The sequence below is a fragment of the Bacillus sp. TH22 genome (genome assembly GCF_016651015.1).
Taxonomy (GTDB): Bacteria; Bacillota; Bacilli; order Bacillales; family Bacillaceae_G; genus Bacillus_A; species Bacillus_A mycoides.
The window spans coordinates 4001192-4014418 of record NZ_JAEKER010000001.1; the positions used below are offsets into that span (position 1 = coordinate 4001192).

General features: G+C 37.0%; 14 protein-coding genes. 10 read left to right on the forward strand and 4 right to left on the reverse strand.

What is annotated here, in order from left to right; all coding sequences use genetic code 11:
• The first annotated feature begins 33 nt into the window (after positions 1 to 33).
• From JFU18_RS20395 to JFU18_RS20415, 5 genes are read left to right on the forward strand one after another with little or no spacing between them, the layout of a single operon-like run.
• A complete protein-coding gene (locus tag JFU18_RS20395) occupies positions 34 to 957 on the forward strand; it encodes an ABC transporter ATP-binding protein (RefSeq protein ID WP_201031862.1) in 924 nt (307 codons plus the stop codon).
• On the forward strand, positions 950 to 1111 hold the full coding sequence (locus JFU18_RS20400; RefSeq protein ID WP_201031861.1) for a hypothetical protein: 162 nt from the start codon (positions 950 to 952) through the stop codon (positions 1109 to 1111). The genes JFU18_RS20395 and JFU18_RS20400 overlap by 8 nt, the downstream gene beginning before the upstream one ends.
• A 34-nt stretch (positions 1112 to 1145) precedes the next feature.
• Positions 1146 to 1850 carry an ABC transporter permease gene (locus JFU18_RS20405; RefSeq protein WP_201031860.1) on the forward strand — a complete coding sequence of 235 codons (705 nt, stop codon included), beginning with the start codon at positions 1146 to 1148 and terminating at the stop codon, positions 1848 to 1850.
• A gap of 37 nt (positions 1851 to 1887) precedes the next feature.
• A complete protein-coding gene (locus JFU18_RS20410; RefSeq protein WP_201031859.1) occupies positions 1888 to 2757 on the forward strand; it encodes a DUF4097 family beta strand repeat-containing protein in 870 nt (289 codons plus the stop codon).
• A 24-nt stretch (positions 2758 to 2781) separates the two neighbouring features.
• Positions 2782 to 3477 carry an ABC transporter permease gene (locus JFU18_RS20415; RefSeq protein WP_137056845.1) on the forward strand — a complete coding sequence of 232 codons (696 nt, stop codon included), beginning with the start codon at positions 2782 to 2784 and terminating at the stop codon, positions 3475 to 3477.
• A gap of 63 nt (positions 3478 to 3540) precedes the next feature.
• Here the strand turns inward: JFU18_RS20415 and JFU18_RS20420 are convergent, their stop codons facing one another.
• From JFU18_RS20420 to JFU18_RS20435, 4 genes are all read right to left on the reverse strand, one after another.
• Positions 3541 to 3873 carry a YfjL-like protein gene (locus JFU18_RS20420; RefSeq protein WP_003191665.1) on the reverse strand — a complete coding sequence of 111 codons (333 nt, stop codon included), beginning with the start codon at positions 3871 to 3873 and terminating at the stop codon, positions 3541 to 3543.
• A 134-nt stretch (positions 3874 to 4007) separates the two neighbouring features.
• On the reverse strand, positions 4008 to 4511 hold the full coding sequence (locus JFU18_RS20425; RefSeq protein WP_201031858.1) for a DinB family protein: 504 nt from the start codon (positions 4509 to 4511) through the stop codon (positions 4008 to 4010).
• Positions 4512 to 4624: 113 nt separating this feature from the next.
• Positions 4625 to 6661: a Fe(3+)-hydroxamate ABC transporter permease FhuB gene (gene fhuB, locus JFU18_RS20430; protein WP_088293454.1), complete on the reverse strand. Its 2037-nt coding sequence runs from the start codon at positions 6659 to 6661 to the stop codon at positions 4625 to 4627.
• Between the two features lie 7 nt (positions 6662 to 6668).
• Complete coding sequence (locus JFU18_RS20435) at positions 6669 to 7643, reverse strand: ABC transporter substrate-binding protein (RefSeq protein ID WP_002143295.1); 975 nt, start codon at positions 7641 to 7643, stop codon at positions 6669 to 6671.
• A 406-nt stretch (positions 7644 to 8049) separates the two neighbouring features.
• Between JFU18_RS20435 and JFU18_RS20440 the strand changes: the two genes are divergently transcribed.
• From JFU18_RS20440 to etfB, 5 genes are all read left to right on the forward strand, one after another.
• Positions 8050 to 8979 carry a BclA C-terminal domain-containing protein gene (locus tag JFU18_RS20440; RefSeq protein WP_201034359.1) on the forward strand — a complete coding sequence of 310 codons (930 nt, stop codon included), beginning with the start codon at positions 8050 to 8052 and terminating at the stop codon, positions 8977 to 8979.
• 193 nt (positions 8980 to 9172) lie between these two features.
• Positions 9173 to 10858 carry a long-chain-fatty-acid--CoA ligase gene (locus JFU18_RS20445; RefSeq protein WP_201034358.1) on the forward strand — a complete coding sequence of 562 codons (1686 nt, stop codon included), beginning with the start codon at positions 9173 to 9175 and terminating at the stop codon, positions 10856 to 10858.
• A 106-nt stretch (positions 10859 to 10964) separates the two neighbouring features.
• Complete coding sequence (locus JFU18_RS20450; RefSeq protein ID WP_012261773.1) at positions 10965 to 11552, forward strand: fatty acid metabolism transcriptional regulator FadR; 588 nt, start codon at positions 10965 to 10967, stop codon at positions 11550 to 11552.
• An 11-nt stretch (positions 11553 to 11563) separates the two neighbouring features.
• Positions 11564 to 12340 carry an enoyl-CoA hydratase gene (locus tag JFU18_RS20455; RefSeq protein WP_002088868.1) on the forward strand — a complete coding sequence of 259 codons (777 nt, stop codon included), beginning with the start codon at positions 11564 to 11566 and terminating at the stop codon, positions 12338 to 12340.
• A 78-nt stretch (positions 12341 to 12418) separates the two neighbouring features.
• Entirely contained in the window at positions 12419 to 13192 is a 774-nt protein-coding gene (etfB, locus tag JFU18_RS20460) for an electron transfer flavoprotein subunit beta (RefSeq protein WP_002088867.1), read from the forward strand.
• Positions 13193 to 13227 lie beyond the last annotated feature (35 nt).

A 13227-nucleotide genomic window follows, 5' to 3' on the forward strand; every position in this document is an offset into this window, starting at 1 on the left:
GAAATATAGAGTAGTGCGAAAGGGGAAAGTGACATGACATATATATTAAAAACGAACCAGTTAACGAAAGTGTTTAAAGGGAAAGAAGTTATTTCTAGTGTTAATATGCATGTGAAAAAAGGAGAGATTTACGGCTTTTTAGGACCGAACGGCGCGGGTAAAACAACGATTATGAAAATGATTACAAATTTAATAAAACCGACGAGCGGTGATATTGAAATTTTCGGTGAGAAGTTAACAGACACATCTTATGAAGTATTAAAAAGAATGGGGACAATTATTGAATATCCAATCTTTTATGATAAATTAACGGCGAAGGAAAACTTAGAATTACATTGTGAATATATGGGATATTACGATAAAAACGCAATTGATCATGCTTTAAATTTAGTGAAACTGCACGGTATAGATAATAAAAAAGTAAAAGATTTTTCATTAGGAATGAAACAACGACTTGGTATTGCAAGGGCGATCATGACAAAGCCAGAACTACTTATTTTAGATGAGCCAATTAACGGTTTAGATCCAATTGGTATTAAAGAGTTACGAGACTTATTTAAAATGCTTTGCAAAGAATATGGCATTACGTTATTAGTTTCTAGTCACATTTTAGGTGAGATGGAACAAATGGCAGATACAATTGGTGTGATTCAAAACGGAAAACTAATAAAAGAAGTTTCAATGAAGAGTATTAACGGAAAACAAACAGAGTATATTGAAATTACTGTTCCTGATGTGAAGTGTGCAGCTTATATTTTAGAAGATAAACTTGGTATAAAAAACTACAAAATAATGAGTGGAAATATGATTCGTGTGTATGATACGGCAGCATCTCAGCAAGCCATTTCAAAAGCACTTATTATGAACGATGTGGAAATTGAAAGTATTAATAAGAAACATAGTTCCTTAGAAGAGTATTTCTTAAATGTAATGGATGGAGAGGGCATTCATGCTTAATGGATTGTTAGTGAATCTAGTAAGTGGATTGATCGTAATGTTCATAAGTGGGATTTTATATTATAGAAAACCAGAGCGGAAATGGTTGTTAATTGCACTAGTGATAGGGATAGTAAGCGTAGTTACGGCTGGAATTAGAATGTTAGTAGCATAGAGGTAGTTATGTCAGTAATGGAGGCGTGGTTTATATGTTTAAATTAATGAAACTTGAATGGAAGAAACATAAATTATCTAGTTACTTTAAAGGGGTAGCCATTTGTATTATAGCAATTTTTGCTGCGGTGAGCCTTATGGCATTGGGAATGAAAGGTGAAGGAGACGCGGCAATCACTGACTTCACAAAATATATGATTTTAGCAAATCTTATTATTAGGATAACATTCATTATTTTTAGTTCGGTCATTTTATCACGTTTAGTAATTGATGAGTACAAGAATAAAACAATGCAATTATTGTTTATGTACCCACTGCAAAGAAAAGTGGTAATGGGAGCGAAATTAGCAATTGTTTTTAGTTTTTGCTTTGTGAGCACGATTATCGCTACTTTCATTATTAGTTTGCTTCTATTCTGTATGAATCCAATGATGGGCCTACTTGAAACACCTGTTACGATGGGCGAAATAATAGCTACTGTTCCGGCTGCTTTTATAAATGCATTTATGATATCTGGTATAAGTTTAATTCCTTTATTTTTTGGGATGAGAAAGAAATCGGCACCGACAACGATTACTTCTGCAGTAATAATCGCGATGATAATTAACGGTAACGTTGGTACTGGAAACGGTCAAGTAAGTATGTTTGATTTTATATTTATCCCAATTGTGCTCTGCTTATTAGGGATTTTAATTAGTTATTTTTCATATCGTAAAATCGACAAGATCGATGTGGCGTGAAGCAAGCTTAAAACAACAACGAACTGGGGTATGAATAGTGAAAAAAATAATAGTAATTGCAATTTTATTGATTACAATTGCTAGTGTGGTTTTTGGTTTTAAGACATTGCAGGGGAAAGATTTTAAGAAAAAAAAGTCTTTTGAGATAAATAATATAAAAGAAATAGAAGTGGACAATGAAAACTGGGATATTGAATTTAAAAGTACAGACGCTAACAAAATAGTAATTTCGGCTCAAGGCCAACGATTAGATAAAGAGATAGATCCCGTTAAAATAGAAAATGACGGAAATAAAATGATGATTAAGCAAGAACAGAAGATGAACGGATTCGTTAATGGTTTTACGTTTAGGAAGAAGAATATCATTTCTATATTTATTCCGAAGAAAGAAATAGATAAAATTGTATTAAATAATAAATCTGGTGATGTGAAAATAAGCGATATAGCAGTGAAACATATCGTCACAAAAAGCAAGTCTGGAGATGAAATGATTGTAGGACTATCCGCAGAGAAAGGTGAATTCATATCGCAAAGTGGAGAGTTAGTTCTAAAAGATAGTTCAGTACAAGAGTTAAATATAAAGTCTACGACTGGTGATAACTATATAACAAATGTAAGTAACTCAAATATGAACATCACTTCAACATCTGGGGAAGTATTACTGAAAGATATGAAAGAAGGAAAATCATTATTTGTAGAAACAAAATCAGGAGATATTGGCGTAAGGTATAAAGGTGTTCCGGCTTCTTTAAAGCTTACGGCTAAAAGTAATTCGGCTGACATAATGGTGAATGTAAACGGACTTAAGAAAGATAAAAATACAGAAAAGATAAAAGAAGGAACTATTGGTGATGCAAAAAACAAAGTGGAGATTTTAAGTGAAACAGGGGTAATTTATATCGATTAAAATTTAAATGAAAGGAGGACTATCATGCTACGTCTTATGAAGCTAGAACTGAAGAAGTTTAAACTCGGATGGTATGTGAAAGGAGCAGTTATTGCAAATATCGCTATACTAGCATTAATGATCTCTACGAGCATCGTTGCTCCAGTAGAAGCTGATCCAGAAATAAGGGATCCACAGATAATTTTGTTGATGGCTAGTGCGTTAGTAAGAGCGACATTTGTTGTTTTTGGTGGTGTGCTAATAGCAAAGTTGATAATTGATGAATATAAAAACAAAACAATATTACTCATGTTTTCTTATCCAATTAACCGCAAGAAAATGATGGTTAGTAAGTTGGCTATTACAGCGATAGTAACATTTATAACAGTTATTTTATCTAACATTTTAGTAGTAGGAGTTTTCTTTGGGATAGATAGCTATTTTTCAATTCTTCCTAATTCATTCACAGTAGATCAATTGACGCAAGAAGGGATAAACCTTGTTCCTTTAGCCATTGCCACTGCTGGAATGAGTTTAATCCCTCTATATTTTGGAATGCGTAAACGTTCGGTACCAACTACAATCGTTGCATCTCTTATCGTTGTGTCAATTGCACTTAATAACCAGCCAATATTTCCTATAGCGACGTTTCTCCCCCTTCAATTCACATTTGCAGTGATCGGTATGGCGATTGCTTATTACGGAATTAAAAACATTGAAAGAGAAGACGTAACAGTGTGAAAAGAATAAGTAAAAAAGAGTTGGCGTTACACCAACTCTTTTTTGTATATGTATGCTTCATTACTACTCTGTATATTTGTAGTGTTTACTTAAATATTCTTGAACTCCTGGAGAAATGTTAAAGTTATTTGGACCTTTATATTCGATAGTAAACTCTCCATCTTCATTTGTTTCAAAGGAGATTGCATAGCTATCTATTTTAGAATCGTAAGAAGTATTTTTGACTTTTGCATCTAGATTAAAGTATTTTGTAATATACTCTTTTGATTCAGCAATTGCTGTTTGTTTTCCCCAAGGGGTACCATAACTTGTGAAATAAAGAGATACACCGATAACTCCAATGATAGAAGTTAGTAAGAGAGTTCTTATTGTTATTTTTTTGTTTTTTGTATTCAATTTAGTTCCCTCCAATTAATATGAATTTATCTTAACGTATTTTCTCATAAAATACCATTTAGTAGAAAATAGTTTCACATGAAACAAGTTGCAGAAAAAGACAAGGTGCATAAACACCTTGTCTTTTTCTGTCGTTACATTTTGGGAGCTTCCATTCCAGTAGCAGCCCATTCTTCTTTTGCAGGACCATATACACCAGGGACTGTTAAGCCAGCTTGACGCATTAAAACAGTCATCTGTCCGCGGTGGTGATTTTGATGATTGATGAGTGTCATTAAAAATATAGAATTCGGCATAGGACGACCAAAGAAGTTATTAATAGTAGTTAAGTCTTCATCAGTCCACTCACTTTGAAGTGCTTCAATAAAAGCCGTATTCACTTTGCGATACCCATCTGCAATTGTTTTTGCTGAAGTTGGTACAGGATAATCTTTCGTTTCTCCTTCAAACTTAAGCCCTGTCCCTGATAGCATAACAGGAAGTGCTGTAACGATATGCCAAGCGACTCTCCCTAAAGTCCAGTGCCCAGGTGCAATTTCCTGTGATAAAGATTCATCAGTTAATACATCGAGCATCTTTTGAGTAGACTCAGCCTCGTATGTCCATGATTGTAGAAAACCTTCAATAGTTTGGTACATATTTATCCCTCCTAGTTATGTTTATAGGTTACATTCGTGAAAAAAAGATAGTTTCCTTTTAACCTATCAGAACGAATAAAAAAGAGGCTTCTCATATTAAGAAGCCTCTTTTTTTAACCAACCTTCTTCCCACTCTTCCTCATCAACCATAAGAAATAAGGTGCTCCAAGTACAGCAACGACAAGGCCAGAAGGGATTTCTTTCGGATATGCAATTGTTCGTCCGAGTAAATCAGCAATGGAAAGAAGGATTGCTCCAAATAGTGCTGAACAAACGAATAGTCTTTGATGATTCATACCAACGACGATTCGTGCTAAGTGAGGTGCAACAAGACCTAGAAAGGCAATCGTACCGACAGCTGCGATATTTACAGATGCAAGTAGTGTCGCTAACACAATTAGAGCAAGACGCGTTTTATTTACAGGCTGCCCGAGTCCGGTTGCTAAATCATCTCCAAGTACAAGAACGTCAAGTTGTTTCATTAAGAAAAAGATAATTGGTATAAGAATAAGAGATGGATATAGAATGATATTTTCTAAGTGATTCCATCCTCTTGCATACGTACTGCCTGACAACCATGTTAAGGCCGCAGCAACATTCAAATTTGCTCTAACGATAAAGATTTGAATAATCGCTGAGCCGAGCGCTGAAATGCCAATTCCTATTAAAGCAAGAGCTGTTGGACTAAATCCTGATTTCCATGAGAAGAAGAGGACAATTCCAACTGCAAGTAGTCCACCAATAAACGCACCAATTGGTAGGAAGAAACCAGGAAGTGCAGGGAAGACATACATAATAGTTAAAGCGCCAACACCTGCTCCCGATGAAATACCAATAATAGAAGGATCGGCAAGTGGGTTTCGTAATATACCTTGGAAAACAAGTCCGCTTATCGCAAGGCATGCTCCAGCGATAGCAGCAACGAGCATTCTTGGTAAACGAAGGTTCATCATCATATTTTTATCAAATTGTGTTAATTGTCCTGATATAACATTTGTAATACTTTCGATATAAGCGTTACTACCGATTGTAACACCAAGAGCAATCGTCACAATGCAAAGTGTGATAGAGATAATGATTACCTTTTTATAAGAGTAATAGCGAGAACTAGCTCCAGCTGCATTTGCGCCGTTATCATTCATATATTGTTTCGATTTCATCATTCGATACACTAAATAAATAAGCCAAGGTGATCCAATCATTGCTGTGACTGCTCCGACAGGAAGTTCAGCCCCAGTTGGATCTATTAGTCTACCAACGACATCAGCTCCAAGTAATAGTACAGCTCCCCATAAGAAAGAAGAGAGAAGGAGAGTAAAGTGTTGACGGTAGCCAATAAGACGCATTAAATGTGGTGCAACTAAGCCGACAAATCCAATTGGTCCAACAACAGTTACAATTACTGCTGTTAAAAAGATCGCAGCAATGAAGGCGATAAGACGTGTTACTGCTGTTTTTTCACCAAGAGAAACAGCAACATCATCACCAAGTAAGAGGATGTTGAGTTTACGAGACATAAATAGTAAAACTAGGAAAGAAATAATGATAAATGGAAAAGCAAATTGAACGCCATCCCAGTTATTTTGAATAAGAGATCCAGCTCCCCATAAAAATAAACCAGCTGTTTCATTTTCATAGAAAAGCTGCATCGTTCCGGTAAAGGCAGAAAGCATTAATGTAACGACCATACCAGCTAGTGCCATTCTAAGTGGGGTTCCCTTTTTCCCACCAGAAATACGGTATACAAATAAAGCAGTAATAGCACCGCCGATAAATGTGAAAAGAAGTGAATTAATTTGCAGACCTTTCGGTAAGAAAATTGTAGCCGCTACTAGAAAGAAATATGCGCCAGAGTGAATACCCATTGTACTGGATTCAGCAAGTGGATTTTTCGTTAATGTTTGTAAAATAACCCCAGATGCAGCAAGAGCACCTCCAGCTAAAATGGCAATTACAGCTCTAGGTAATCGAAGCATGATTAAAGTTTGATGCTCTAGTGATTGGTTCGGTGAGATAAGAGCATCAATAATCATACTATAGGAAATGTTTGCTTGCCCTTGTCCGATATGAATAAAGAAAAGGAGGAGCAAGAGAGCTGCTCCTCCTCCGAATACAAGACTTGCTCGAAGTGTATGTTGTAAGCTATTCATCGTGTAATCACTTCTTCGCTGTCATTACATCTGCTACTTGTGTTGCTAAAGATTTTGCAGACTCAGGACCACCGAAAATCCAAGTGTCGCCTTTTAATTTATACATTTTGTCTTCTTTTTTGAAATTTAACCCTTCCCAAGCAGGGTTACCTTTTAGTTGCGTGTCAAAAATGTTATCATCATCCGCTACAATGTAAATGAAGTTTGAATTTTGTACACTTTGTAATGATTCTACAGTTGTTTGTTTGAAACCATCTGCCTCTGATTTCCCAGCTTCAAAAGTGTTTGTTAAACCTAATTTTTTTGTAACTTGTAAAGCTGTAGAATTGTCAGTCAATATACGGAATGTTGGTACGTTTTTAGCTGTAAATGCTTGTACCATTGCGATGTTTTTATCTTTTAAGTCTGCTTTGTCAATTTTCGCTTTTGCATCTGCAAATGTTTTATCCATATCAGCTAATACTTTTTTACCTTCTTCTTCTTTTCCAACTGCTTTTGCAATTTGTTTAAATGTCTCTGTCATTTCAGCAAAGTGATCGTTATTGCTTGTTGATGGATCGAACATAACTGTAGGAGCGATTTGCTCTAATTCGTTTTTAATAGCTTTACTACGGAATGAAGCTGTGATAATTAAATCTGGTTTTAGACGGCTAATTTCTTCTAAGTTTGGTTGTTGACGTGTTCCTACATCGACAACATCTTTACCTGGTTTTGTTGCTGTATTTACCCATTTATTATAATTCTTAATGTCTGCCATCCCTACTGGCTGAACACCAAGCGCTAATAAGTCTTCTGAATATACCCACTCAAGTACAACAACTTTTTTCGCTGGTTTATCTAACTTCGTTTCCCCTTCAGCGTGTTTAATTGTTATAGCTTGATTTTTATTGTCCGCTTTTGTTTCTTTTTTCTCCTCTTTTTGCTGCCCGCATCCAACAGCGAATAGAAGAACTACTATGAAAATACTGAAAATTTTCTTCATCTTCTGCCCCCAAATAAAATGTTTTATTTGCAATATGTACGATATTGAAAATCGTTATCAATTACAACACCAAAATCATACTATGAGGGCGTTTTAAGTGTCAATATTTTTTTAAAGTTTTGACTAAAAATAATGATTTATACGGATTTTAATATATCGTATTGAAATGCATACGTGTATCAAGGTTGAAGGAGCTGAAATTCCTTTAATGAGGAAGGCAAAAGTACAAGCGAAAGGAGAGCGTATTGCATGTAATATTTATTAGAATGTAAGGAAAAAAACTTTGTTTATAAAAGGTTTGTTCCAGAGCGGGTAGTCGATAAGGAAAATAAAAACTGATTTTTATTAGAAAGATATTTTTAATTAGTGGGCTTACTTAAAAGATCGAACACGAAGGAGGGTCAACATGTCTTTATGGAGTAATAATGCAAATGGATATTGTGGATGTAATAATCAAAATGGTTTACATGTTGATTCGTGCTGTTTTAGTTGCGATGGGACAGTTCCTAAGCTCGGTCCAACAGGTCTAACAGGAGCGACAGGTGATACAGGAGCGACAGGTTCAACGGGAGCAACGGGAGCAACGGGAGCAACGGGAGCAACGGGAGCAACGGGAGCAACAGGAGCAACGGGAGCAACAGGAGCAACGGGAATAACGGGAGCAACGGGAGCAACGGGAGCAACAGGAGCAACGGGAGTAACGGGAGCAACGGGAGCGACAGGAGTAACGGGAGCAACAGGAGCGACAGGTCCAACAGGCTCAACAGGCCCAACAGGCCCAACAGGAGCAACAGGAGCAACAGGAGCAACAGGAGCAACAGGAGCAACAGGAGCAACGGGAGCAACGGGAGCAACAGGAGCAACAGGAGCAACAGGAGCAACGGGAGCAACAGGTGAAACAGGAGCGACGGGAGTAACAGGTACAAGTATCACGGCAACGTATGCATTTGCGAATAATACATCAGGAGCGGCAATATCAGTGCTTCTTGGTGGAACAAATGTCCCACTTCCAAATAATCAGAATATCGGTCCGGGAATTACAGTGTCGGGGGGGAACACTGTATTTACGGCCGCAAATGCGGGGAATTATTATATTTCATATACAATTAATATAACGGCTTCATTATTAGTTAGTTCGCGAATTACAATTAATGGTGCACCGCTTGCTGGGACTATCAATTCTCCCGCATTAGCAACGACTTCATTTAGTGCGACAATTATTACAACTTTGGCAGCGGGTAGTGCAATTAGTTTGCAGTTGTTTGGATTGTTAGCTGTTGCCACATTATCAACGACTACACCTGGTGCAGTTTTAACGATTATAAGATTAAGCTAAGTAACGTGAACTCTCTTATTCTTTTAAAATTAGGAGAGTTTCTACATATAATAAGAAGTTAAGGAAGTAAAGCATAGTTATAAAAAAGTCAGAATATTATGATTGTAACGATGTTACGACTATAATATAATGAAAACAACCATCATGAATGAACATTCATTTATTTTCACAAGTATTGGAAGGGGGAATGAGAGTGGAAAAACCTTGGTTGCAGAGCTATCCAGATGAAATTCCAGGTACGATTTCATATGATATTCAGCCACTTCATGGATATTTAGAGAAAGTGGCTGCTCGTTATCCAGAAAAGAAAGCGCTTCACTTTTTAGGGAAAGATGTTACATTTTCAGATTTCCATGACAAGGTAAAGAAATTTGCGAATTACCTTCAAAGGCTTGGTATTGAAAAAGGCGATAGAGTTGCGATTATGTTACCGAATTGTCCGCAATCTGTAATTGGTTATTATGGTACTTTGCTTGCGGGGGGGATTGTTGTACAAACGAATCCTCTTTATACAGAAAGAGAGCTTGAGTACCAACTTCATGACTCAGGGGCAAAAGCTATTCTTTGTCTGGATTTAGTGTTTCCGAGAGTTACTAATGTTCAAACTGCAACAAAGCTTGAGCATATTATCGTAACCCGTATTGCAGATTTTTTACCATTCCCTAAAAATTTACTTTATCCATTTGTACAAAAAAAGCAGGCAAATCTTGTTGTGAATGTGTCGGAAAGCGAAACGATTCATCTTTGGAAATCGGTAGAAAGAGAAAGTAATGCTGATGTTGAAGTTCCATGTGATCCTGAAAATGATCTAGCCCTTTTGCAGTATACAGGGGGAACGACAGGGTTTCCAAAAGGGGTTATGTTAACGCATAAAAACCTCGTTTCGAACACTTTAATGGGAGCGCATTGGTTATATAATTGTAAAGAAGGAGAAGAGGTAATTCTTGGTGTTCTTCCGTTTTTTCATGTGTACGGGATGACAGCTGTAATGAATTTAAGTATTATGCAAGGATATAAAATGGTGCTTATTCCGAAGTTTGATATGAAAATGGTTTTTGAAGCAATTAAGAAACATAAAGTTACACTATTTCCAGGAGCACCAACCATTTATATTGCTCTATTAAATAGTCCTCTTTTAAAAGAATATGATATTTCTTCAATTCAGGCTTGTATTAGTGGTTCTGCACCGCTTCCTGTAGAAGTGCAGGAGGAGTTTGAGAGAGTTACAGGTGGTAAATTAGTAGAGGGTTATGGATTAACGGAGTCATCACCAGTTACACATGGGAATTTTTTGTGGGAAAAGCGTGTGCCGGGAAGTATTGGGGTACCGTGGCCGGATACAGAGGCAATCATCATGTCACTTGAAACAGGAGAGTCATTACCTCCAGGTGAAATTGGTGAAATTGTTGTAAAGGGCCCACAAATTATGAAAGGGTATTGGAATAAGCCAGAAGAAACGGCAGCTGTACTGCAAGATGGCTGGCTCCATACAGGTGATGTAGGATACATGGATGAGGATGGCTTTTTCTATGTGAAAGATCGTAAGAAAGATATGATCGTTGCTAGTGGCTTTAACGTATATCCTCGTGAAATAGAAGAAGTTTTATATGAACACGAAAAGGTGCAAGAAGTGGTAACAATCGGTGTTCCTGATCCGTATCGAGGGGAAACTGTAAAAGCGTTTGTTGTTTTGAAAGAAGGAACTGAGTGTTCTGAAGAAGAATTAGATCAGTTTGCACGTAAATATTTAGCAGCTTACAAAGTTCCGAAGGTATATGAGTTTAGAAGTGAGTTGCCGAAGACGACAGTCGGAAAAATTTTACGCCGTGTCCTAATAGATGAAGAGAAGAGAAAGAATGAGGATGAGCAAACGGGCTAAGGCCCTTTCTTTTTGAAAAAATAGGATTGACACTTTTCTAAATAGTCAGTATTATAAGAATATGAATGACTATTCATTCAGTCATCTTCTTGAAGGGGACAGTAAAGTGAAGAAAAATAGACCGAAATACAATCAGATTATTGATGCTGCAGTCATTGTGATTGCGGAGAATGGATACCATCAAGCGCAAGTTTCTAAAATTGCAAAGCAAGCTGGGGTAGCTGATGGCACGATTTATTTATATTTTAAAAATAAAGAAGATATATTAATATCCTTATTCCAAGAGAAGATGGGAGAATTTGTTGAAACAATTCGTCAAAAAATAGCAGGAATTGAAAGCGCTGTAGCGAAGTTATTCATGTTGGTAGAAACGCACTTCTTGCTGTTGTCACAAAATGATCCTCTTGCTATCGTTACGCAATTAGAGCTAAGGCAGTCCAATCAAGACTTGCGCCTTAAAATAAATGAAGTATTAAAAGGCTACTTACAAGTTATGGATGAGATTTTAGAGACAGGTATAAAGCAAGGTGAATTTCAGGCGGATTTAAACGTTCGCGTGGCAAGACAAATGATCTTTGGAACAGTAGATGAAGTTGTGACCAATTGGGTAATGAGCGATCATAAGTATGATCTGGTCGCACTTTCAAAAACGGTACATGGGCTACTTATTGCAGCTTGTGGTTATCGTCAATAATGGGAGGGATCATGTTGAAATTCCTATCTGTAAAAGTTGAAGATCATATCGCGGTGGCGACGTTAAATCATGCGCCAGCTAATGCGATGTCTTCACAAGTTATGCATGACGTTACTGAATTAATCGATCAAGTGGAAAAGGATGATAACATTCGTGTTGTTGTTTTACATGGTGAAGGACGCTTCTTCTCAGCAGGGGCAGATATTAAAGAATTTACATCTGTTACTGAAGCGAAGCAAGCAACAGAGTTAGCACAGCTTGGACAAGTTACGTTTGAGCGTGTTGAAAAATGCTCAAAACCAGTTATTGCGGCAATTCATGGAGCGGCACTTGGCGGCGGCCTTGAGTTTGCTATGTCTTGCCACATGCGCTTTGTAACTGAAAGTACAAAGCTTGGTTTACCTGAATTAACACTTGGATTAATTCCTGGTTTTGCAGGTACACAGCGCTTACCACGTTATGTTGGTAAAGCGAAAGCTTGTGAAATGATGTTAACAAGTACACCAATTACTGGTGCAGAAGCATTACAATGGGGACTTGTTAACGGAGTGTTTTCTGAAGAATCCATTTTAGAAGATACGCTTAAAATTGCAAAACAGATTGCTGGAAAAAGCCCAGCAACAACTCGTGCTGTGCTAGAGTTATTACAAACGACAAAATCGTCTCATTATTATGAAGGTGTACAGCGTGAATCACAGATTTTTGGTGAAGTATTTACGAGTGAAGATGGAAGAGAAGGCGTAGCAGCGTTTTTAGAAAAGCGTAAGCCTTCATTTAGTGGTAGGTAGTCTAATTATTTTTTTAATAAAAATTAACAGAATTTTAAAATTGATAGAATCTTTCTGAAAAATAAGGGGGTAAATGGAATGAACATCTACGTACTCATGAAACGAACATTTGATACAGAAGAAAAAATCGTAATTAAAAACGGTGCAATTTACGATGGCGAAGCGGAATTCATCATCAACCCTTACGATGAATATGCGATTGAAGAAGCGATTCAAGTAAGAGATGCACAAGGTGGAGAAGTTACTGTTATAACAGTTGGTGGCGAGGATAGTGAAAAAGAACTTCGCACAGCATTAGCGATGGGCTGCGATAAAGCGGTACTAATTAACATTGAAGATGATGTTGAGAATGGTGACCAATTTACAACAGCAAAAGTGCTCGCTGAATATTTAAAAGATAAAGAAATCGATTTAATTTTAGGCGGGAACGTTGCGATTGACGGTGCATCTGGACAAGTTGGTCCACGAGTAGCTGAAGCGTTAAATATCCCATACGTAACGACGATTACGAAGCTTGAAATTGATGGTACAAATGTGAAGATTGAGCGTGATGTTGAAGGGGATACAGAAGTAATTGAATCATCATTACCTCTTCTAGTAACAGCGCAACAAGGTTTAAATGAACCGCGTTATCCATCACTTCCAGGTATTATGAAAGCGAAGAAGAAGCCACTAGAAGAAGTAGAATTAGATGATTTAGATTTAGAAGAAGATGATGTGGAAGCAAAAACAAAAACAATTGAAATCTATTTGCCTCCTAAGAAAGATGCAGGAAAAGTGTTACAAGGCGAGCTGCAAGATCAAGTAAAAGAACTTGTATCGTTGCTCCATACAGAAGCGAAAGTAATCTAATAAAATACGAAATTATATATGCAGGAGGGAAAATC